Below are 21,844 nucleotides of genomic sequence, written 5' to 3' on the forward strand. Positions count from 1 at the left end.
TTCATTCAAATGACAGCAGAAAAGGAATATGAATGCTATTTGGTTATAAGCCCTGTCTTGATGCAGCCGGTGCACACCTTCATCCTTTTTGTCTGACCGTTCTGAACGGTTTTTACCCTCTGCAGGTTTGGAAGCCAGAGCTTTTTTGATTTATTATGAGCATGGCTTACCTTATATCCAACCTGCGGCCTTTTTCCGCAAATATCGCAAACTCTTGACATTGTATGACTCCTAATATTGAATATGAGCCCGTCAATATAGATTTTAATTTTTAAAAAGGCAATAGAATTTTATGGAACAGATAAAAAATATATCAGATGCAAAAAGCGGCTTAAAAGCGGCGCTTAACAGGGTCCCTGAAAGGCTTGAGCATATACATCTCATGGGGATCTGCGGAACAGCCATGGCCTCATTGGCCGGAATATTCAAGGTAAAAGGGTATCATGTGACCGGATCAGACCAGAATGTGTATCCGCCCATGAGCACCATGCTTATGGATATGGGGATAGAGATCAAAAAGGGCTATTCAGGAGAAAATCTATCTCCCCGCCCGGATCTGGTAATAGTCGGAAATGTCATCACAAGAAATAACCCGGAGGCCATGCGGCTGTCTGAGATGGATGTGAATTATCTCTCATTACCACAGGCGCTCAATGCATTTGCCATTCAGGGCAGAAGGTCGGTGGTAATCGCAGGTACCCACGGGAAGACCACTACCACTGCACTTGCTGCATGGCTTCTTGAAGAGACAGACATTGAACCGGGGTTTATGGTAGGGGGGATTCTTAAAAATTTTGGCAGCAGTTTCAGGCTTGGGAGAGGTGATTATTTTGTGGTGGAAGGCGATGAGTATGATACTGCCTTTTTTGATAAGGGGCCTAAATTCCTCCATTATTCACCTCTTATAACAATAATTACAAGCATTGAGTTTGATCATGCGGATATATACCGTGACCTTGACCATGTTATCTCAAGTTTCCGCAGGCTTATAGAGATCATTCCTTCTCATGGTCTCTTAATAGCAAATTTGGATGATCCTATAGTGAATGAGGAGGCAAAAAGGGCAAGGTGCAGGGTCATTACATATGGTTATAATGAGGCAGCCATGTTCAGGGCTGTAGATATAAGTGATGAAGAGGATGGGACACATGTGAAGATACTAAAGGATGGGAAGGATTATGTAAACCTGATAAGCCCGCTGTATGGCAGGCACAATATATCAAATACCCTCTCTGTTATTGCCCTCACCGATCATATCGGGATAAAACCAATAAAACTGCCTGCCGCGATCGCATCTTTCAGTGGTGTAAAGAGAAGACAGGAGATAAGGGGAGAAAAAAATGGCATACTGGTTCTTGATGATTTTGCACATCACCCCACTGCAGTAGAAAAGACCATAGAGGCTGTAAAGGAAAAATACATGGGGAGACGCATTATTGCAGTGTTTGAACCCAGATCAAACTCAAGCCGCAGGGGCGTGTTCCAGGAGATGTACAGCAGGGCGTTTGATAAGGCAGACATGGTATTTATCCCTGAACCACCACTAATGGAAAAGGTGCCTATCGATAACCGGTTTTCTTCACAGGGCCTTGTGGAGGCCATGAAAAAAAGGGGTATCAATGCCTTTTATGGAGAGAACACAGACAGGCTTATTGAGCTGATTTTATCAAACACCGGTAAGGGGGATGTGATCCTTATCATGTCAAACGGCGCTTTTGATAATATTCATGATAGGGTGTTGAAAAAAATTTAAAAATATTTTAGGTAAATAGGATAACACAATTTTTTTACCACGGAGAACACGGAGAGCACGGAGTGAAAAATTAAAAGTTAAATCTCCGTGGTTAGCTATAAAGATGTACGTCATATGTCACTGAATTTATGATCAGGGAGAGAACTATGATTAATGCTGAAGGATTGACAAAGTTCTACGGCACACAGTGTGCTGTGGATAATATCAGCCTCAATATCAGGAGAGGCGAGATCGTTGGCCTTCTTGGGCCAAACGGGGCAGGAAAGACAACAACATTGAGGATGCTCACCGGGTTTCTTATGCCATCATCAGGCAGCATCAGGATCAAGGATATTGACATAGATGAAAACCCTCTGAAGGTCAAAGGCCTTATCGGGTATCTTCCTGAATCCGCCCCCCTGTATAATGAGATGCTTGCCTATGATTATCTCAAATATGTGGCTGAGATCAGGGGTATTGAAAAGGGGCATATTGAATCCAGATTAAAGTATGTTGCTGACCTGTGCGGTATTAACGAGGCAATGCACAAACCAATAGGCACACTCTCAAAGGGCTATAAACAGAGGGTGGGGCTCGCCCACGCCATGATAGATGACCCAGAGATACTGATACTTGATGAACCTACATCCGGGCTTGACCCTAACCAGATCGTTGAAATTAGGGATATCATTAGGGAGATAGGTAAAGAAAAGACAGTAATACTCTCCACCCATATATTAAGCGAGGCAGAGGCTACATGTGACAGGATTATCATAATAAACAGGGGCAGGATCGTGGCCGATGAGGGTATTGATACAATTAAGGGCCGCATGGGAAAGGAGTTACTTGTTAACGTATCTCTGAAAAATGCCCTTTTCGAAGATGTCAGAGAGGTGTTGAGCGCTGTCTCAGGGGTAACCGGGATTACTCAAAACGGGGTTGATCCGGGGATTCTTAAACTGGTCGTTCACTGCGGCTCTGGAAGGGATCTTCGTGAAGAGATATATAAAGAGATCAAAAAACAGACCTGGATACTTATGGAGTTTTATTATGAGGTCGAGACACTTGAAAAGGTATTCAGGGATTTAACCAGGGAGAACTGATATGAATAAGTGCTGGAATATTTTCAAGAAAGAGTTTAATGCCTATTTTGTCTCACCAATAGCCTATATAGTGATATCCATATTCCTGCTCGTGACAGGATGGTTCTTTTTTACCACATTTTTCATTTATAACCAGGCAGATATGAGAAACTTTTTTACACTGCTTCCGCTGGTCTTTGCATTTATTGTCCCGGCAATTACCATGCGCCTGTTTTCTGAGGAGCTTAATACAGGTTCATATGAGATACTCCTTACAATGCCTGTTACCTTCACCAATGTTGTTACCGGTAAGTTCATGGCTGCGGTTGCATTTATCATATCAATGCTCATACCGACCATCTCCTACCCTATATTTATCTCCTTTATAGGGAAGCTTGACTGGGGTCCGGTCATTGCCGGGTATTTGGGGGCCATCATGCTGGGGGCAGCATTCAGCGCAGTTGGCATCTTTTCCTCATCCATTACAAGAAACCAGATTGTCGCCTTTATAATCGGCGCGGTCATATGTTTTGCCCTTACCCTTGTTGAGCGCATGATGTTTTTTGTGCCGGTTGGCCTTGTGACCCCAATTGAATATCTTGGCGCAAATGTACATTTCCAGAATGTTGCCAAGGGGGTAATCGATTCCAGGGATATCCTCTATTTCATCAGCGTCAGCTTTATCGCACTTTATGGTGCTAACCTGGTAATCCAGAGAAAGAATTAGGAGGGGATATATGAAAGCGAATGAACGATCAGGTAATCTTATGAAATTTTGTATTTATCTAATTGTAGTGATCCTCATTAATGTGGCGGGTTTTACACTCTTTTCCAGGCTGGATCTGACATCAAACAGGGCATTTTCCATTTCAGATGTGAGCAAAAAGGCTGTTTCAACCCTTGAAGAACCCTTAACCATATATGTATTTTTTACCAAGAACCTGCCAGCGCCCTATAACAGCGTGGAGAAATATCTCCATGATCTTCTTGAAGAGTATGCCCTCTCCGGTAACAGGCATTTTAACTACAGGTTTTATGATGTGAGCACCCAGGAGGGTGGTCTGGACAACGAGATAAGAAAAAACCAGGAGCTTGCAGAGAGCTATGGTATCAGGCCGGTTCAGATACAGGTGCTTGACCAGGATGAATTCAAGTTCAAGATGGCATATATGGGGCTTGTTATCATACATGGCGACCTTGTAGAAAGGATACCTGCCATATCATCCACTGACAGGCTTGAGTACCGACTCACCACCACCATACAGAAGCTCAACAACAAGATAAGCAGCTTTCAGAAACTGGAAGCGAACATTAAGGTCAAGTTGTTCCTGTCCTCATCCCTTGAAAAGATCGCCCCCTTTATCGGGGTGGAGACCTTTTCCGACATCCCTGCAAAGGTCAGCGAGATCATAGAGAAACTGAATAGTAAGACATTCGGAAGACTGGAATATCTAATGCTTGACCCCTCAGCAGACCCATCTATTGAACAGCAGGTGAAAAAATACAATGTTACGACAATGGAGTGGCCGGAGATACCTGAACAGTCAGTCATGGCAGGGAAGGGCTCTATAGGCATTTTTGTGGAATACAAGGGGAATGCCCTTGAGATACCCCTCCTTGAAAGATTCCAGATACCCTTTATCGGTGGTCAGCAGATGAATACTTTATATCAGCTTGTGGATATGGCTGATGTGGAGGAGGTGATTCAGAAGAGTATTGAGTCCCTTATAGATATCAATGAAAACCTGGGATATCTGGCTGACCACGGGTGTATAAACCTGTGGGGCAGGGATTTTAATATGCCCGGTATGCCCAGCCAGGGGAATGTCTCACGGTTCAATGAGATGGTGTCTGCTACATATTCTGTCAAGGAGGTAAAGTTAACAGACAGGGATATGCTGGAGGGGATGAATTGCCTTTTGATTGCAAGCCCGAAGGAGCCCTTTACAGATTATGAGCTCTTCCGCATAGACCAGTTTCTGATGCAGGGGAAGAGCATAGCCCTTTTTCTTGATTCATTTGAGGAGCTACCCTCTCAGCAGGGTGGCGGCGGGCAGTACAGGCCGATTGATACCGGCCTTGAAAAATTACTTAACCACTGGGGTATTAATATAGAAAAATCCATTGTGCTGGATCAGGACTGTTACAAGGCAGAGCTTCCCCCTGAGTATGGCGGAGGGGAACAGCCGCTCTATTATGTTTCACAGGTCAATGATGAGATGATCAATAAAAAACTCCTTTTTATAAAGGATATAAGGGGGCTCCTTGTTCAGAAGAGTTCGCCTGTTGTGCTTGATGAAAAACTTATCAGTGAAAAGGGTTTGACCATTCATAAACTTTTTTCATCATCTTTAAAATCCTGGGAGATGCAGGAGCCGATCAATCTTAATCCTATGATGATAAGGCCACCTGCTCCTGATACCCCTCTTAAGAGCATCCCCCTTGCCTATACAGTTGAGGGGGCCTTTACCAGCTATTTTGCGGATAAGCCGGTCCCCGAGGCAGTTATGAAGGATGAAAAAGAGGGGGAAGATGATACGCCAGAGGAGGGTGAGGCAAAGACAAAGGCGGAGGAGAAACCGGCCATTGATGCGGGCATGGTAAAGAGCGAAGAGAAAAAGATAGTAAAGGGCAGGCCGGGAAAGCTCTTTATAGCAGGCACCTCCTATCTTTTGGATAACTCGGTGATAAGCCCGGATGGAGGCAATGTGAATTCCATATTTATCATGAACCTTATTGATTACCTGAACGGGAGGGAGGAGACAGCGGTCATGAGGAGCAAGACCGGGAGCCTAAATCCACTTGCACGGATTACCCCCTGGGCAAAGTCGGGCATCAAGTTCTTTAATATAATCGGGTTACCTGTAATCGTGGCGCTATTTGGCCTTTTTATATGGGGTTTACGCCACAGGAGAAAACTGGCAATACAGGATGCATTTAAAAGGCCGGTAAACATGGAATTGAAAGAATAATATTTCAAGTAGAGGTTTCATATGAAGATGAAAAAAGAATATCTTATACTTATTCTGGTCATAGCAGCTCTCGCCATATATATCTCTTTAAGAAAGGAGAGCCGTATACAGTATGAAATTCCGGAGGTCTCTGAAATAGCATCTGAAGAGATATCCGGCATTCTTATAAGCGGAGATGGCAAAGAGTTTAAAATTAAAAAAGAAAATGATAAATGGCTGATCGGGTCTGAAAATTATCCTGCGGACAGTTACAAGATAGGGCAGATGGTGGATTTTCTTAAAAGGCCTCTGTTAATGACCGTTGTATCTGATTCAGAGGACTATTTAAGGTACGGGCTGGATGAAAAAAAACGAATCATGGTAAAGGCCATTTCAGGGGAAAAGGAGCTTAGAATAGTAGATATAGGTAATCCTGCCGGTGTCCAGAATTATACCTTTATCAGGATTGGAGATGACCCGGTGGTCTATCATGCGCGTGAAGACCTGAGGGACATATTTGTGCCGGATGTGGATGAAATAAGGGATAAAAAGGTTATCGCCTTTAATAGAGATGACGTGGAGAGCGTCTCATTTAAAGGGGATGGCAAGGATTGGGTATTCACCAGAAAGGCACAGCCCCAGGGCGAAGGTAATGATAAAAATGGTGAGCTATTTCAGTGGGAATCAGAGGATGGCATAAAGGCAGAGCATGCTAAAATGATCTCTATCCTGGATGAAATAGCCAGTATAAAATGCTTCAAATACATCTATGATGAAGCATCTGAAGAGCTTGATAGCCCCCTGTATGTGGTCAGGGTCAGGGATAAAACTGACCATATACTGACTGTTTATCCCAAAAAAGAGGATGATTACAGGGCTCAATCATCGGATAACCCCTCGCCTTTTTATCTCTATGCATGGAGGATAGACAATATCAGGGAGAAATTTGAGGATATCATAGGGGTTAATAACGAGGAAAAACCCGACGCATAACTAAAGTAATCTGTATAAATAACTTGATGCTGCGGATAGATTTGTACTATATAGACAGATATTTCATCTCCTTAAAGGAAAATGAAATAGTTGAGTTAAATATAATCATGGCTGTTAACGGCCATAAAAAAATTAAAAGGAGAGATAATTATGTCAATGCTTGATGATTCCAGTAAAAATTTTATTGCCGCGCTAGCATCAAAGACCCCTGTGCCGGGCGGTGGAGGGGCTGCTGCCCTTGGTGGCGCTATAGGTATGGCCTTAAGTAACATGGTAGGCAATCTTACTCTGGGTAAAAAGAAATATGCGGATGTAGAGCCTGAAGTAATAGAACTGATAAAACGTGGTGAGGATATTATTAAAGAGCTTGAAAGCCTTGTGGATAAAGATGCCGAGGTCTTTGAACCCCTTTCAAAGGCATATGGCCTGCCCAAAAATACACCGGAAGAGATAAAGTATAAGGATGAGACAATAGAAAATTGCAGTATTGCTGCATGCTCTGTTCCAATGGAAATAATGCGCAAATCATTTGAAGGGATAAAGATTCATGCCAGGATGGGCCAGATCGGGACAGCAATAGCTTTATCTGATGTGGGCTGCGGTGTAACATTCCTGAAAAGCGCACTTATTGCAGGTAGTCTCAATATTATAATTAATCTTAACACAATAAAGAACGCAGACTTCCTGGATAAGACAAGGAAGGAGATGGACTCCCTGTTAGCTGAAGGGTGTAAACTTGCTGATGATACGTTGAACCTTGTTATAGGAAAATTAAGGAAATAAGGAGCTAAATATGGCAGAAATACTAAAGGCAAAGCCTGTTGTTGATGCAATGAAGGAAGATCTTACAAAAAGGGTTGAGGCACTTAAGGCTAAAAATATCTCCCCAAAACTGGGGATTATCCGTGTTGGTGCAAGGCCTGATGACCTTTTTTATGAAGGCGGGGCAAAAAAGACATGCGCTGGAATCGGGATGGATTGTGAGGTGTTTGAATTCCCTGTGGATATAGCGCAGGCAGCCCTTGAAAATGCGGTAAAAGAGATCGGTGCAAAAAAGGATGTGCACGGGATACTCATGTTTTTTCCCCTGCCTGATACCCTTGACAGCAAAAAGATCAGGGAACTAATCCCTGTTGAAAAGGATGTTGACTGTCTGACGACAGCAGGCGCTGCCAAGATCTTTACTGATGACCCCACAGGCTTTCCTCCCTGCACGCCGACCGCATGCATGGAGATGCTCCGTCATTACAATGTCCAGCTTAAAGGCAAAAAATGCACGGTTGTCGGGAGATCACTTGTTGTAGGTAAACCCCTTGCAATGCTGCTTTTAAGGGAACATGCAACCGTTACAATATGTCACTCAAGGACTGAAGACCTTCCTTCAGTATGTAAAGATAGTGATGTGCTTATTGCTGCTGTGGGCAAGGCAAAGATGATCAAGGGTAATTATGTTAAGCCAGGTCAGGTTGTTATAGATGTAGGCATCAATCCTGACCCGGAAAACCCCGGTAAATACTGCGGCGACGTGGATTTCCAGGCAGCAGAACCTGTTGTGGCCAGGATTTCTCCGGTGCCCGCAGGCGTTGGTTCTGTAACTACATCTGTACTTTGCAAGCAGACCATAATGGCATGTGAATTACAGAATAGTATAAAGTAGAAATAATGCAGGAATAATTTAAGGGAGATGATTTCAGGATGGCGTCATCTCCCTTGTTGTATCATCCCTTCTCTGTTTTGCCTCATCTATCTTCTTGATTACTGCCCTTAAATAAACCGCCATTTCCATGCCTGACTGGAATCTTTTGTCAGGGTCTTTTTCAAGGGCCTTGTTTATGATCTGTTCACATACCTTTGGCACCTTCGGGTTCTTCTCCCTGATCGGGGCATGTCTTTCCTGTGTTATCTGGTACAGAAGGTTTGTAATATTCTTTCCGTGGAACGGGAGATCCCCTGACAGCATCTCATGCATGACAACGCCAAGTGAAAAGAGGTCTGATCTCCCGTCTATCTCGCCGCCATTTATCTGTTCCGGTGACATGTAATTTGGAGTGCCTAAGACAACGCCGCTTTTTGTGGAGGTTGATGAGACAGCCTTTGCTATGCCGAAGTCAGTGACCTTTACCTTGCCGCTTTTTAACAGCATAATATTGCCTGGTTTAATATCCCTGTGTATTACCCCCTTGTTATGGGCATGATCAAGGGCAAAGGCGACCTCGCTTATGATAAAGAGTACAGTGCGCAGGGGCTTAAGTTTCCCTTTTGTGCAGTATGCTCTAAGGTCTTTACCCTCCAGGTATTCCATTGCAAGATAGGTCAGGTCATAATCTTCGCCAGCATCATAGATCGAAACGATCGACGGGTGGCTTAGCCTCCCTGCTATCTCCGCCTCCCTGAAAAACCTGCTTTTTACCTCCTGAACCTTTGATTCTTCAAATTCATCAGAGAACCTGATGGTCTTTATTGCAATGCGCCTGTTTATCTTGGGGTCATTGGCCTCATATACTATACCCATTGCCCCCTGCCCGATCTCCCTTGTAATCTCGTAGCGGCCAACAGTAGGCCTGATTTCAAGGTCATTAACCATCAGGATCTTTGTGTCCTTTCTCACCTTTCCCGGTGGTGTTACAGCAATGCCAAGCGCCTCTTTCAGCTTAAATATCCTGGATTCGAGGTCCCTGAAGCTGAGGTCCTTTTCAGCTATGTATTCATAAACGCTTATGGCCTTGTTGATCATGCGTTTTCTTTCGTAATCAAGGCCAAGGTTGTAGATAACATCCTTCATGGAGCTGTCCAGGTCGCATTTTCTGAATTTTTCAAAGGCAAGATCAAGGAGCCCCTGACTCTGGAAGCTTAGGCCCAGCATCCTGTTTGATTCCATGAATTCTTCTGACTGTATGCCCAGCAGTTTCTGATTGGCTGCAATATCCCTTACGGTTACTGTCGCATACAGGACAGCAACAGCGCCCAGTATGTATACCGTTTTCAGCCAGACATCCATTATCACAAAGGAGATAACCCCTGTGAATATTACGATCAGCCCGACCCCTGCTACTATGCAAAGCCGGTTGAGCTGTGTTGTTGCGGGAAGAAGGTGAGAAAATAGTATTACAAGTATTAAGATTAAGAACCCTTCAAAATAGATCATTGTGCCGGGGCGTTTTATGTAGTTGCCCTCAATAATGGCCTGTATTACATTGGCAGTAAACTCGACCCTTGGCATATTCATGTCAACAGGTGTGGATACCCTGGCCTGATCATCAGCGGTGTATCCGATCAGGACTATCTTATCCTCAAAAACAGGGGGCACCTTTTCTTCATTATAGATATCAACAAAGGAATAATAGGGGAATGAACGCGCCCCGCCAATAAATTTTACAAGCACCTCGCCTTTTTGCGCAGGGATGATTTTGCCTTCAAATATGACCTCTCCGCCTATGAATTCAGGTCTGTTAGCCTTGCCTCCAATATACTCCTGTGCAAGCCTGAAGGCCATTGAAGGTATTATATTGTCTCTGAAATTATACCTGAGGTTAAGGAACAGGGGGTGCCTTCTTCCGCCCATTGTATTTTCTGGTGAGAGATTGTTATGTCCAATACCAAAACAGTTAATTGCCAGACCGGTAAATGGTAACATGATATTGTTGAACCTGTGCATGGAATTATCTGGAAGTTCAGGTGTATCAATATTTGCCTTGCTTATGATCTGTGTCTGATACTCGCTGAACACAGGATCAGCATCGCTGTTTAATATAATGGCCGGTAAAATTACCCTGCCGCTTTTTTTAGTTGAGGTAATAAGCAAACTGTCATTATCCAGCCTGCTCTCAGCAGCATCAAGCAGGCCCCTTATCCTTAATGTTTCATCCTGCGGGAGGTTAAGGGTCGAGATATCTACAGAGAGGTTTTTTATCTCCCTGAGCCCTGAATTTTCTTCCTTCCGGTCAAGCCCTTCAAGATCAAGGGCGATCAGTTTTGCCCCGTTTTCACTGAGCTTTTCTATCATCCGCGCAATATATGACCTCGGCCAGGGCCAGGGACCAAGCCTTTCAATGCTTTTTTTATCAATGTTTACCATTGATATCCTGCCTGCACCTGCCGGGGAGGCCAGTGCAAAGCGCATCTCTATTCCGTATATAAACTGTTCAATGGATTCAAAAAGATTGAAATTCTGAAAGGATAACAGGATAAAGAGGGCAGAGATAATTATGCCCCTCAGAAGATAGTTAATATTGGTCTTGATTCTTATCATTTTTTCTTAAAGTATTGACTTTCCGATATTCAGTTGATTACAGAAAAAACAAACTGCACCTGATTATTTATCAGTGCAGTCATAATCCTGATTATCATATATAGCACGATGTGCAATAACCTGTTGAAATTTTCAAATATTTCGGATATCTAAATATAATATTCGGGATACTATGTCAAAATAAAACAATTATGGATATTCCCTTTCAGGGTGTATAACTTTTTTGATCCGGTTTTATAAACTGTATTAGCATTATTAAGGGTTTTTTCAGGTATTATTGATGTCAGAAGAGATGGCTTTAAATAAGGCAAAATCACCTGCCAGAAGGATTGCTACCCCAAGAAGAAAACTGGGAGAGGTGCTTGTTGAGACAGGTCTGATAAATGTTGAGCACCTGACAGAGGCATTAAATATCCAGCGTGATACAGGTAAGAGGCTTGGAGATATACTTGTTGAGAAGAAATTCATATCCGAAGAGGAGATGGCCCTTGCCCTTGCCCTTCAGCTTAAAATTGAATACATAGACCTTAGTGATTATACAATAGAACCAAAAACCCTTGAGATTATCCCCAGGGAGACAGCCCTCAGATTTAACTGCCTTGGTATCACTATCACCAATAACATCCTTGAAGTGGCAATGGCAGACCCGCTTGATCTTAATATGCTCAAGGATCTCCAGTTTATTACCGGGTACAAAATTAAGCCAGCTATCTCAACCGCGAGCCAGATACAGGATATCCTTCAAAAACACTATAATCCTGTCAAATCACTGAGTGAAGTGACCAGTGAGTTTGAAAACGATGAGATGATGGAGTTTTTACCCGATGAAAAGGGGGAAGAGGAGGAGGCTCATACTGTAGAGGAGTTCAAGGACTCTCCCTTTATAAAGATGGTAGACCTTATTATCAGAAATGCCATAAAAAGGGGGGCAAGCGATGTGCACATTGAGGCACAGGAAAACCATGTCAGGGTTAGAAACCGTATAGACGGGGTTCTACAGGACTCCATGCCTAAACTCCCGAAATGGACACAGCCCATTATCATATCGCGTATAAAGGTGCTGGGCGGCATGGACATATCCGAGCGAAGGCTTCCTCAGGATGGCAGGATAAAGGTAAGATCCAAAAACATGTCTGTTGACCTCCGCGTCTCGACCCTGCCCACATATTATGGCGAAAAGGCGGTTATAAGGATACTTAACAAGGATGAAACATCCTTAAGGATCAAAGACCTTGGCTTTAATCCCAGGAGCTATACCACTATCAGGAATTTTATCAACCAGCCCCAGGGCATGATACTTATCACCGGGCCAACAGGAAGCGGTAAAACCTCTTCCCTGTATGCCTGCATGAGCGAGGTGATATCCGAGGAGATCAATATCATCACGGTCGAAGACCCTGTTGAGTTTGAACTCCACGGTATTAACCAGGTTCAGATAAATGAGAAGGTGGGTCTGACATTTCCAAGTGTCTTAAGATCCATTTTAAGGCAGGACCCGAATGTGATTATGATCGGTGAAATAAGGGATAAAGAGACAGCAGAGATTTCTCTTCAGTCGGCCCTTACCGGGCATCTTGTGCTTTCCACCCTCCATACAAATGACGCCCCTTCAGCGGTTACAAGACTCGTTGATATAGGGATGCCACCTTATCTTATTACATCATCCATACTTGGTGTTGTGGCCCAGCGGCTTGTAAGAAAGATATGCCCCAACTGCAAGGAGGAGTATATACCTGAACAGGAGATACTCTCCAGGGTAAGCTTAAGCAGGGATAATCTGCCTTTCAAATTTTACAGGGGGGCAGGGTGCAGCGCCTGCGGTCAGGTTGGTTACAAGGGGAGGACCCTTATTGACGAAGTAATGGTAATGGGGCATAAGATCAGGGAATTGATACATGCATCTGCCTCGGTTGATATAATAAGGGAGGCAGCAATAGCCACCGGTATGACCACCCTTGGGGTTAGCGGTATGAATAAGGTGGAGGCAGGCATAACCACTATTGACGAGGTACTGAAAGCGGTTCAGCAGAAGGAAGAACTCACAACCATCTGCCCCTCATGCGGAAAGGGTGTAAGCCTTGATTTCAGGGACTGCCCCTTCTGCAAGCAGATACTTGTCCCCTCATGCGCTTCATGCGGTAGAATATCTCAACCGGGATGGGTGGTTTGCCCCTATTGCAGGAGCGATCTGACTGCCGGTCAGTAGAATAATGACCTGATTTTTTTGATTATTTTTGCTTTGTTTTCATTATTGACTATTTAGTGTATTTAATCTAAATTATATGAAATTTTCATCATGAAAAGGCAAATAAATGAAGTGTAAAAACCATCCAAACCGTAATGCTGATAAATTCTGTGCAAGCTGCAACATACCTGTATGTGATGACTGCGCTGAAGAGGTGAAACCGGGGCAGTATCTGTGCTTTAACTGCGCGATGCTCCAGACAGTATCTGGTGCGGGCGGTTCACTTGTGGAAAAAAAGAAAAAGGCGCTGGAAAAAGAACATGAAAAAAAGAAAACAACCTGGGGGCCTTTTCATTATTTTGTACTCCTGTCCTGTGTACTTATAAGCGTAATGTGGGTGGTTATACTCTTTGGCGGTGAAAGTGCGCCCGGGCAGAAGATGGATTACTCTAAAAAGGGAAGGGTATTGCTTTTTATGGTGGATAGTTCAATCAGGCGTTATCACCATTATGAAAACAAAGAATATCCTGATGATTTATTTGTATTGGTCCCTAAATATCTTCGCATGGCAAAAGAAGACCTGCACTATCTGAATGGGCTTATTTATAGAAAGGAGCCTGTTACAGGGTATACCCTTTCTCTTGCTGAATCTGAGCCTGGAAGCATGAATATAATTCTATCTCCTCAGGGCATTAAATATGGGGCAGAGAAGGGAGGGGTAGAATAATGACCTTGAATAAAAAAGGGTTTACACTTGTAGAGATGATGGTTGTGTTTGCAATCATAGGCATCCTGGCGGCAACCGCCATACCTGCCTACAGTGTAATAAGGCAGAGGATATATGGCTCAGAGGCCAAGGTCATGCTCTATCAGATAATCAATGCCCAGATTGCATATTATCTGGAAAATAATGAGTATTTTAAGATAGGTGAAACTCTTAGTGTGTATCATGATGGAGCTAAACCAGAAAATGCGCGGGACGAGATTTATAAAAATCTGCATCTCGAAATCCCTAAAGGTCATTTTGTAGAATACGAACTACGTGTTGATGAAAATGGTGATTTTAATCTGATAATATCTTCATCCCCTGATGCGAATTTTACTTTATTCGATGGTGCCTCTGTTGTAATGGCCACACTCTATAAAAATGGAAACGTGGAGATAGTTTTTCCGTAATCTGATTAATAGATGTAAAATATTCCAATATTTAGATATAAATAACTCTATTTTGGCGTGTTAATGTAAGAATTGTAAGGCTAAGCTGATTTTTATGAATCTTGAATCTCTCCTGAATAACCTGATTACCAGCGGTCTTCATATCACTGATCCTGATATCAATAAAAAACATAAGGTACTGAATATCTTTCAGATGGCATTGATTATCATTGCCCCTCTGGCAGGCCTGTTTTTCAGGATATCAACAGGGGACAGCCTCCTGTTTTTTGCATCAATTATGACTGCTGCCCTCATGGCAGCGGGGATTATGCTCCTAAGAAAGAGCGGAAACCTTGTTATCTGCGGCAATTATGCCATTTTTATCTTATGGGCATTCATATCCATCATATCCTGGAAGACCGGGGCCATTTCCATTGATGGCATCATCAACCCATCCTGGATATTGAATGCAGGGCTGATACTCCTGGCAATATTCCTCAATGGATATCTTTCAGGTACAATATGGGCAGCCCTGATATTTGTCCAGACAGGCATAATCATCTTTCTTTTCCGCAAAGGATACCTTTTTACAAGTATTATTCCACCAGACATTGCCGCTACATATTTCATGGGCGTTTACCTGTTATGCCTCCTATTCATCCTTCTTTTTGCCTTTTTGTTTGAGAAGGAAAAAAGCGATGCCATGATCAGGGAACAGGGGAAATCACAGACCATAAGAGAATCTAAAAGGTATATGGATGATATATTTGACAGGTACCCTTTACCGACCTTTGTACTGGATAAAAGGCACAGGGTTATCCAGTGGAACAGGGCATGCAGTGGAATATCCGGCATATCCGGTGAAGATGCCTTAGGCAAAAGGGTCTGGGAAGGCTTTCATATGAGCGGTCATGAGAGTAGCATGGCCGATATACTGCTTGAAGATATTGATTCAATATCAGGGCTCTTTAAAGAAGAGGTTGTATCATCTGACAAGGGATGGTTTGAACTTAATACAATTCTGCCCGGGCTTCATGGGGGGACAAGGGCAATAATAACCGCGGCCCCTATTTATGACGAAAATAATGATATCAGGGGCGCAATCCAGACCATACAGGAGATGAAACATATTCAGGTAGAGGGCGGTGTACAGGATTATCTTGATGAGGCATTTCCAAGGGCGGTCTTCAAGGTAGATATAAAAGGAAAGATTACATTCTGGAACAGGGCATGCACTGAGCTGTTCGGATTTGATATAGATGAAATGGCAGGGCGAAGTCCGCTGGATATTATTGATAAGGATTACCGACCCCTGTTTAAAAATATATTTGTAAAGGTCTTTAAGGGTGAATCATTTCCTGATCAGGAATTGAGGTATGTATCAAAACAGGATAACCCTGTTTATGCTATTGTAAGGATATTCTCCTGTCATAACCCGGAAAAAGGGCAGATGGAATGCGTCTTGATAAATACAGATATTACTGCCATACAGCTAAAATTGTTAAAAATGAAACAGCTTGTATCAGAGGGCAAAGAAAAATATCGGGCCCTTTCAGAAGAGTATGACCTGTTCAGAAAAAACATATCCAATTTTGTCCGGAAAAAAGATAACCCGTCAGCAGAATAGATAAGGGTTTAACTACCAGAGCCAGTCACCGTTTGAGTCCCACCTGCTGTTGACATTCACACCAACTTTGGAAAGTATGTGATGAAATAGAAAGCGCCTGTTTCCACTGAAGTAACCAAGGTCTATGTCATACTGGTGGGGCTCATATCCTTCCTGAATAGCCTCTGATAAAGAGATGGTTTTTGCTGTTTTACCCATGAGGCACTTATAGCCCCCAAATATTGAATGGTAAACTTTGTCCTCTTCGGTCACGATTACAACTGTATTATCCGGGGGGCTTTCCTCGACTGTTATAAAAATGCTCATAAAAAGCCCGATCATAACAAGACTTAAAAATATAACCACAGCTATTTTATGAATTTTTTTCATCCCCAGAGCTCCTTTACAGGGCCATTTAACCGGATACTTTACATTGTTTAAGTGTATTACTATATCCGCACCAGTAAAGTCAATCGGCCTTTAATTGAAATAACAGGAATCCGGATTAATTTTCATCGTTTTTTTTATCCGGTTCCGGGAATTTTATAAAATGAACACCCTCATCCTCTAATATCTTTTCCTCTTCCCTGGTTGCTGTACCTCTTATATTTCGTGCCTCTGTTGCTCCATAATGTATTTTTAATGCCTCTTTTGTAAATTGAGTACCAGTATCTTCAAATTCATTCTGGATATAGTTCACTATCTCCATTGCGAGTTTCTGATAATCAATGGGTAGACTCGGGTTTTTCTTATCGGATCTTGTGGAGGATTTCATGGCAACAGGCGAAAGTAACCGTTTTACCTTAGTGTTTTCACATATGGGGCAGCTAATCAGGCGCTTTGCGCCCTGCCTTTCATAGGATTCAAGATTATCAAACCACCCTTCAAAGGTATGTCCATTTGCGCACATAAGGTCAAATGCTATCATTTTTATATCCTGTTCTGTATATGCATGGATCTTTTTATATTTACAGCTTAACCTGTGTTATAAAATTATACAATTATAGAAATACACTATCAGATTAGTTCATGGTTTGTCCACAGGCTTCTGAAATTATTGAGGTAAAAAGGTGTTATGGTTAAACATGAAGATCTATTTCATGCATCACCAGATTTGTGTTATAGAGTATGTAGTGAAAAACAGGTTGCTGCCGATATCCGGTATCCAAGATTTATGAAAAGAAAAGACCCCGGTTATCTTCTTATTAATAATAGATCAGCAAAGGGGCATAAAACTGGACACCTTTTCTAAAGAAAAAGAGATAATTACAAAAAGAATAAGCGAATACGGAATAGAGCTGACCTCTCATCAGGTTGATTTGCTGGGTATATTTTTAAACACCCTTATCGAGTGGAATAACAAGATCAATCTTACAGGCATATCCGACCGCATGAGGATTATAGATGAGCTTATCATTGATTCGCTTATCCCTGTCCCGCATCTACCCAGTGAGGGTAACCTTGTAGATATTGGAAGCGGCGCAGGGTTCCCTGCCATAATAATCAAGATAGCAATGCCTGGACTTAAAATCAGGTTGATCGAGGCAAATGGTAAAAAGGTTAGTTTTTTAAGGTATGTCATACATTCTCTCAAGCTAAAGGATATAGAGCCAATTAACAAACGTATCGAAAATATTACAGATGAAATCAGGGAGTGGGGATGTGACATGGTTACATCCAGGGCTATGACAGGGCTCACTGATGTCATCAGGCTTTCAAGTCCTTTATTAAAAAATGGAGGTTTTCTTGTAGGGTTTCTTGGCAAAAACAGGGAACAAGAATTTGCTAATGCGAGAGCATTGATGGAGCATTACAATCTTCATACACATAAGACAATCAACTATACCCTGTCAGACAAGGATGCAGAGAGGGCAATTGTAGTTTTACAAAAATTGGGGTTATGATAATGATCGTTCCTCGATGAATGAATTCGATAGCTTTAAGATAACAAATTCGGACTTCAAGCTGGGGAAGTATGTTATTCAATCTAACAGGGATTTGCTAAATGTCAATGTAAGAGCCTGGAGATACAAAGGTTTTTTGCTTATTGATTTTATAACGATTTTCCAATAAGCTTAGTGGCATTTTAAGAGAGGTATAATATGAATATTATGAAAAAATATATCGTAGATGAACATCGCACACCTAAAGAGGTAATCATACCTGTGGATGACTTTAGAAAAATTGAAGAATTGCTGGGCTGGGATCTTGATGATGAATCCATTCGAGAATTACGTGAGGCACGAAAGGACAGAGAAAGCGGAAATAAAGACGCATACGTTGATCTGGAATCATTATAATGGCTAAAGTAATAGTCCACCACAATGCAGTAAAATACCTAAAACATCTCCCCAAAGAAATAAAAGATAAAATCAAAGAAATACTCAAGCAAATAGAAAGTGACCCCCTGAATTACCCAGATATAAAGCAGATTGACCTCGCAGGTCGTTTACCTGATGAATGGCGGGAATATAATAAGGAGCTTATACCTGTTTACAATAATTAAAAATACAAATTAAACTATGCTGAACAGCATATCAGGAGCATTTAAATTTGAATAGATATATAAAAATCATAATCTGGGTCGTAGCTATCGGAGCGGTATTCGCATCAATAATCGGAGGATCGTTATGGTATTTCTGGTCAAGTAACCTTCCCTATAGTGGAACCCTTGATGAATATAATCCTCCTGTTATCACCGAGGTATACAGCGCTGAAGGGGAGGTGATCGGCAGGTTCTGGAAAGAAAAAAGGATAGTTCTCCCCCTTGAAGAGATGCCAAAAAACCTGATCAACGCCTTTTTGGCTGCCGAGGATGGCCAGTTTTATAAACATAAGGGTATAAGTATTACTGGCATTATAAGGTCAGTTATAAAAAACCAGCTAGCAGGGAGAAAAAAGCAGGGAGCAAGCACCATCACACAGCAGGTGGCCAGATTACTCCTGTTAAAGAGCCAGGAAAAGCAATACAAGAGAAAGGTAAGGGAGATAATCCTCTCATTTCAGATAGAAAAGAAATATTCAAAGGAAAAGATACTTTTTCTGTACCTGAACGAGATATACCTTGGAAGCGGTGCGTATGGTGTTGAATCTGCTGCAAGAACATACTTTAATAAAGGTGTTGCTGAACTGAACCTTGCTGAATGCGCCATGCTTGGAGGGCTCTATCAGGCGCCAACAAATTATTCTCCTATAAACAACTTTGAAAAGGCCAAAATCAGACAGAAATATACACTTAACAGGATGGTTCATGATGGCTTCATAACAGAGGCTGAGAGAAAGGAGGCCCTTGAGACACCCATTATCATAAGTAAAGAACAGGAGAACACCTTTGATCGAAGCCCCCATTTTACAGAGCATGTACGAAGATATCTTGAGAACAGGTATGGAAGAGATCTTCTTTACAGCGGCGGACTTAAGGTTTACACAACAGCAAGTCTTGATCTTCAGCAGAAGGCTGTAAAGGCCCTTGAAAAGGGTCTCAGGGAGCTGGATAAAAGAGAAGGTTACAGGGGGCCAATGGCGACCGCCACACCTGATGAATATGACCGTGTAAGAAAAGAGGCAGATGATATCTTCAGGAAGAGCCCGCCTGTAGAAGGTATGACAGTAAAAGGGATTGTTTCAGAGATAAATGATGATACAGGAGAGGCTACTGTGTTAACAGGCAACCTCAAGTGTCTCCTTGCCTTTGAAGGAATGAAATGGGCAAAGGCCTATAAACCGGGTGGAGCATATTCACCCCTGCCTAAAAGGATCAGTGATTCAATCAGTCAGGGCGATGTCATCCTGTGCCGGCTTGAAAAACCTGCACAGGAGCCATTTGACTGGACGATCCTTCTTGATCAGGAGCCTGTGGTTCAGGGTGCGATTTATACCCTGGAAAATCAGACGGGCAGAGTGAGGGCAATGGTAGGGGGGTACAGTTTCAGTGCGAGCCAGTTTGACAGGGCAAATCAGGCCAGACGTCAGCCAGGGTCAGTGTTCAAATCCTTTATATACGCGGCAGCGCTTGATAATGGCATGACCCCTGCGACTGTTATTCTTGATACAGCATACTTATCCAGTCTTAATCCGGATGATGATATATGGCGCCCTAAAAACTACAAAGAGGAATTCCTCGGCCCCACCCTGTTCAGAAAGGGGCTTATACTCTCAAAGAATGTAATAACAGTAAAGATATTGAGGCAGATCGGGATACAGACAACCATTGATTATGCCCGCAGGATGGGTATTGAATCTGAACTGGGGCATGATCTTTCGCTTGCGCTCGGGACCTCAGGTGTTACCCTTAATGAGATAACCCGAGCCTATTCAGTGTTTGCCAATAATGGCATGCTTGTTGACCCCTACTACATTGAAAAGATAGAGAACAGGGAAGGGATTATTTTAGAAGAAAACAACCCGAGTATGAGTCAGGCAATACCGGATGACATAGCTTATATGATGACAGATATCTTAAAGGGTGTTGTCATGGAAGGGACAGGCAGGAGGGTAAGGGAGCTATCGAGGCCTGCAGCAGGAAAGACAGGCACCACCAATGACCTGAAAGACGCATGGTTTGTTGGTTATACACCTGAACTGATAACAGGTGTATGGGTGGGTTATGACTCAAATGTCTCTATGGGAAAAGAAGAGACAGGCTCAAGGGCTGCAAGCCCGATCTGGCTTTATTTTATGTCAGATGCCTTAAAAGACAGGCCTGTTCAGGATTTTGTAGCGCCAAAAAGTGTTGTATTTGCCAGGATAGACAAGGATACAGGGCTTCTCGCAAGCCCATACTCAAAGGAGACTGTGTTTCAGAGTTTTAGAAAAGGGACAGAGCCTACAGAGTATGCAACAAAACCTGAAGCGCCAAGGTCAGGGAACTTCTCAGAGTTTGATATTGATTTTTCCGATTAATAAGATTTGGGTACAGGTTTAATCATATTTTCAGTGGCTTACATGAGGCATTTAACACGGGATGTAAAAGATTCTCTGTCTGCATTGGTACTTATTCGAAAGGTGCAGATAATCGCATGCCTATAATGAATCATTAAGGAGATAAAATTGAGCAGGGCAAAGGGATATGAAGATTTTGGTAAATCGGTTTTTGTTGAGGAGATGCTGGATGCTGCAAGGCTCATGTCTGAAAGAGGGTGGGCTGAAAGAAACGCCGGTAATATGAGCTGCATCATACCTGGCTCTGATGTTGTGAGATATTTTGACCCGGATCACGTAAAAAGGGTATTCCCTCTGGGTCTCAATATGAAAGAGCTTTCAGGCATGGTGATTCTTATTACGGCTGCAGGGTCATACTTCCGAAAGCTTAAAATTGACCCGGCTAAAGGCATGGGCGCTGTGAGGGTGTCACTGGATGGTAACAGGCTTGAGCTTTTATGGGGTTTTGAAAGTGGTGCATCTCCTACAAGCGAGATGCACATGCATTTTATGGGGCATATAAAACGTCTTAAAAAAGAGCTAAACCACAGGGTGATACTTCATACCCATGCAACCAATACTATAATAATGTCTGCAAATGGCGCGCTTGATGAAAAGGCATTTACACGTGCCCTGTGGAACATGCATTCTGAGTGTGTTGTTGTATTCCCTGAAGGAGTTGGCCTTGTGCCCTGGATGGTCCCCGGTACACAGGAGATAAGCTCTGCAACCGCTGAAAAACTTGAAGATTTCAGGCTTATCATATGGCCTCTGCATGGCATTATAGCTACAGGCAACTCAATTGATGAGGCAATGGGGCTTATAGAGACGGTTGAAAAGACAGCTGAGATCTACATAAAAAGCATGGGGTTTGCTGACTCACTTAAACTTTTAACCGATAAGCAGGTGCTTGATACAGCTGCCCGTTTCAATCTAAAGCCAAGGCAAGGAATACTGGAATTATAGTGTAA

At 42.8% G+C, this 21,844-nt stretch carries 20 protein-coding genes; 16 read left to right on the forward strand and 4 right to left on the reverse strand.

Going from position 1 to position 21,844, the window contains the following annotated elements; translation table 11 throughout:
* Positions 1-35: 35 nt before the first annotated feature.
* Positions 36-221, reverse strand: a complete 186-nt coding sequence (locus GX654_21910) for a 50S ribosomal protein L28 (GenBank protein ID NLD39517.1) — start codon at positions 219-221, stop codon at positions 36-38.
* A 71-nt stretch (positions 222-292) separates the two neighbouring features.
* On the opposite strand from GX654_21910, the gene mpl reads away from it, so the two are divergent.
* From mpl to GX654_21945, 7 genes are all read left to right on the forward strand, one after another.
* The gene (gene mpl, locus GX654_21915) at positions 293-1,753 is read left to right on the forward strand and encodes a UDP-N-acetylmuramate:L-alanyl-gamma-D-glutamyl-meso-diaminopimelate ligase (protein NLD39518.1); all 1,461 of its coding nucleotides are present in this window, start codon (positions 293-295) and stop codon (positions 1,751-1,753) included.
* Positions 1,754-1,899: 146 nt separating this feature from the next.
* Positions 1,900-2,835 carry an ATP-binding cassette domain-containing protein gene (locus GX654_21920; GenBank protein ID NLD39519.1) on the forward strand — a complete coding sequence of 312 codons (936 nt, stop codon included), beginning with the start codon at positions 1,900-1,902 and terminating at the stop codon, positions 2,833-2,835.
* A 1-nt stretch (position 2,836) separates the two neighbouring features.
* Positions 2,837-3,541, forward strand: coding sequence for an ABC transporter (locus GX654_21925; protein ID NLD39520.1), 705 nt, complete (start codon positions 2,837-2,839; stop codon positions 3,539-3,541).
* Between the two features lie 10 nt (positions 3,542-3,551).
* Positions 3,552-5,786: an ABC transporter permease gene (locus GX654_21930; protein ID NLD39521.1), complete on the forward strand. Its 2,235-nt coding sequence runs from the start codon at positions 3,552-3,554 to the stop codon at positions 5,784-5,786.
* A gap of 21 nt (positions 5,787-5,807) precedes the next feature.
* A complete protein-coding gene (locus GX654_21935) occupies positions 5,808-6,758 on the forward strand; it encodes a DUF4340 domain-containing protein (protein ID NLD39522.1) in 951 nt (316 codons plus the stop codon).
* Positions 6,759-6,908: 150 nt separating this feature from the next.
* Positions 6,909-7,541 (forward strand): cyclodeaminase/cyclohydrolase family protein, encoded by a 633-nt coding sequence (locus GX654_21940; GenBank protein NLD39523.1) that lies wholly within the window; start codon positions 6,909-6,911, stop codon positions 7,539-7,541.
* A gap of 10 nt (positions 7,542-7,551) precedes the next feature.
* The gene (locus tag GX654_21945; GenBank protein ID NLD39524.1) at positions 7,552-8,415 is read left to right on the forward strand and encodes a bifunctional 5,10-methylenetetrahydrofolate dehydrogenase/5,10-methenyltetrahydrofolate cyclohydrolase; all 864 of its coding nucleotides are present in this window, start codon (positions 7,552-7,554) and stop codon (positions 8,413-8,415) included.
* Positions 8,416-8,448: 33 nt separating this feature from the next.
* On the opposite strand, the gene GX654_21950 is transcribed toward GX654_21945, so the two are convergent.
* Positions 8,449-11,007, reverse strand: a complete 2,559-nt coding sequence (locus GX654_21950; GenBank protein ID NLD39525.1) for a CHASE2 domain-containing protein — start codon at positions 11,005-11,007, stop codon at positions 8,449-8,451.
* Positions 11,008-11,299: 292 nt separating this feature from the next.
* Between GX654_21950 and tadA the strand changes: the two genes are divergently transcribed.
* The 4 genes from tadA (at position 11,300) to GX654_21970 (ending at position 15,974) form a co-directional block, all read left to right on the forward strand.
* Positions 11,300-13,213 (forward strand): Flp pilus assembly complex ATPase component TadA, encoded by a 1,914-nt coding sequence (tadA, locus tag GX654_21955; protein ID NLD39526.1) that lies wholly within the window; start codon positions 11,300-11,302, stop codon positions 13,211-13,213.
* A 106-nt stretch (positions 13,214-13,319) separates the two neighbouring features.
* Positions 13,320-13,919: a hypothetical protein gene (locus GX654_21960; protein ID NLD39527.1), complete on the forward strand. Its 600-nt coding sequence runs from the start codon at positions 13,320-13,322 to the stop codon at positions 13,917-13,919.
* Complete coding sequence (locus GX654_21965) at positions 13,919-14,368, forward strand: prepilin-type N-terminal cleavage/methylation domain-containing protein (protein ID NLD39528.1); 450 nt, start codon at positions 13,919-13,921, stop codon at positions 14,366-14,368. Before GX654_21960 ends, GX654_21965 begins: the two co-directional genes overlap by 1 nt.
* 94 nt (positions 14,369-14,462) lie before the next feature.
* Positions 14,463-15,974 carry a PAS domain S-box protein gene (locus GX654_21970; GenBank protein NLD39529.1) on the forward strand — a complete coding sequence of 504 codons (1,512 nt, stop codon included), beginning with the start codon at positions 14,463-14,465 and terminating at the stop codon, positions 15,972-15,974.
* Positions 15,975-15,986: 12 nt separating this feature from the next.
* On the opposite strand, the gene GX654_21975 is transcribed toward GX654_21970, so the two are convergent.
* A complete protein-coding gene (locus GX654_21975; GenBank protein ID NLD39530.1) occupies positions 15,987-16,343 on the reverse strand; it encodes a hypothetical protein in 357 nt (118 codons plus the stop codon).
* A gap of 115 nt (positions 16,344-16,458) precedes the next feature.
* The gene (locus GX654_21980; protein NLD39531.1) at positions 16,459-16,881 is read right to left on the reverse strand and encodes a DUF1178 family protein; all 423 of its coding nucleotides are present in this window, start codon (positions 16,879-16,881) and stop codon (positions 16,459-16,461) included.
* Positions 16,882-17,272: 391 nt separating this feature from the next.
* On the opposite strand from GX654_21980, the gene rsmG reads away from it, so the two are divergent.
* The 5 genes from rsmG to rhaD all read left to right on the forward strand — a co-directional run bounded on the left by rsmG (position 17,273) and on the right by rhaD (position 21,839).
* Positions 17,273-17,857, forward strand: coding sequence for a 16S rRNA (guanine(527)-N(7))-methyltransferase RsmG (gene rsmG / locus GX654_21985; GenBank protein ID NLD39532.1), 585 nt, complete (start codon positions 17,273-17,275; stop codon positions 17,855-17,857).
* 198 nt (positions 17,858-18,055) lie between these two features.
* Positions 18,056-18,253: a hypothetical protein gene (locus GX654_21990; GenBank protein NLD39533.1), complete on the forward strand. Its 198-nt coding sequence runs from the start codon at positions 18,056-18,058 to the stop codon at positions 18,251-18,253.
* Entirely contained in the window at positions 18,253-18,459 is a 207-nt protein-coding gene (locus GX654_21995; GenBank protein NLD39534.1) for a hypothetical protein, read from the forward strand. The genes GX654_21990 and GX654_21995 overlap by 1 nt, the downstream gene beginning before the upstream one ends.
* A gap of 47 nt (positions 18,460-18,506) precedes the next feature.
* Entirely contained in the window at positions 18,507-20,855 is a 2,349-nt protein-coding gene (locus tag GX654_22000) for a PBP1A family penicillin-binding protein (protein NLD39535.1), read from the forward strand.
* Between the two features lie 147 nt (positions 20,856-21,002).
* Complete coding sequence (rhaD, locus tag GX654_22005) at positions 21,003-21,839, forward strand: rhamnulose-1-phosphate aldolase (protein NLD39536.1); 837 nt, start codon at positions 21,003-21,005, stop codon at positions 21,837-21,839.
* The last annotated feature ends 5 nt before the right edge of the window (positions 21,840-21,844 follow it).

It is taken from the genome of Desulfatiglans sp., assembly GCA_012513605.1.
GTDB lineage: Bacteria > Desulfobacterota > DSM-4660 > Desulfatiglandales > HGW-15 > JAAZBV01.

Coding starts and splice junctions, on each gene's coding strand:
- GX654_21990 (NLD39533.1), top strand. CDS start 18,056: ATGAATATTATGAAAAAATATATCGTAGATGAACATCGCACACCTAAA.
- GX654_21920 (NLD39519.1), top strand. CDS start 1,900: ATGATTAATGCTGAAGGATTGACAAAGTTCTACGGCACACAGTGTGCT.
- GX654_21930 (NLD39521.1), top strand. CDS start 3,552: ATGAAAGCGAATGAACGATCAGGTAATCTTATGAAATTTTGTATTTAT.
- GX654_21975 (NLD39530.1), bottom strand. CDS start 16,343: ATGAAAAAAATTCATAAAATAGCTGTGGTTATATTTTTAAGTCTTGTT.
- GX654_21940 (NLD39523.1), top strand. CDS start 6,909: ATGTCAATGCTTGATGATTCCAGTAAAAATTTTATTGCCGCGCTAGCA.
- GX654_21970 (NLD39529.1), top strand. CDS start 14,463: ATGAATCTTGAATCTCTCCTGAATAACCTGATTACCAGCGGTCTTCAT.
- tadA (NLD39526.1), top strand. CDS start 11,300: ATGGCTTTAAATAAGGCAAAATCACCTGCCAGAAGGATTGCTACCCCA.
- mpl (NLD39518.1), top strand. CDS start 293: ATGGAACAGATAAAAAATATATCAGATGCAAAAAGCGGCTTAAAAGCG.
- GX654_21910 (NLD39517.1), bottom strand. CDS start 221: ATGTCAAGAGTTTGCGATATTTGCGGAAAAAGGCCGCAGGTTGGATAT.
- GX654_21965 (NLD39528.1), top strand. CDS start 13,919: ATGACCTTGAATAAAAAAGGGTTTACACTTGTAGAGATGATGGTTGTG.
- GX654_21950 (NLD39525.1), bottom strand. CDS start 11,007: ATGATAAGAATCAAGACCAATATTAACTATCTTCTGAGGGGCATAATT.
- GX654_21980 (NLD39531.1), bottom strand. CDS start 16,881: ATGATAGCATTTGACCTTATGTGCGCAAATGGACATACCTTTGAAGGG.
- GX654_21995 (NLD39534.1), top strand. CDS start 18,253: ATGGCTAAAGTAATAGTCCACCACAATGCAGTAAAATACCTAAAACAT.
- GX654_21960 (NLD39527.1), top strand. CDS start 13,320: ATGAAGTGTAAAAACCATCCAAACCGTAATGCTGATAAATTCTGTGCA.
- GX654_21935 (NLD39522.1), top strand. CDS start 5,808: ATGAAGATGAAAAAAGAATATCTTATACTTATTCTGGTCATAGCAGCT.
- GX654_21945 (NLD39524.1), top strand. CDS start 7,552: ATGGCAGAAATACTAAAGGCAAAGCCTGTTGTTGATGCAATGAAGGAA.
- GX654_21925 (NLD39520.1), top strand. CDS start 2,837: ATGAATAAGTGCTGGAATATTTTCAAGAAAGAGTTTAATGCCTATTTT.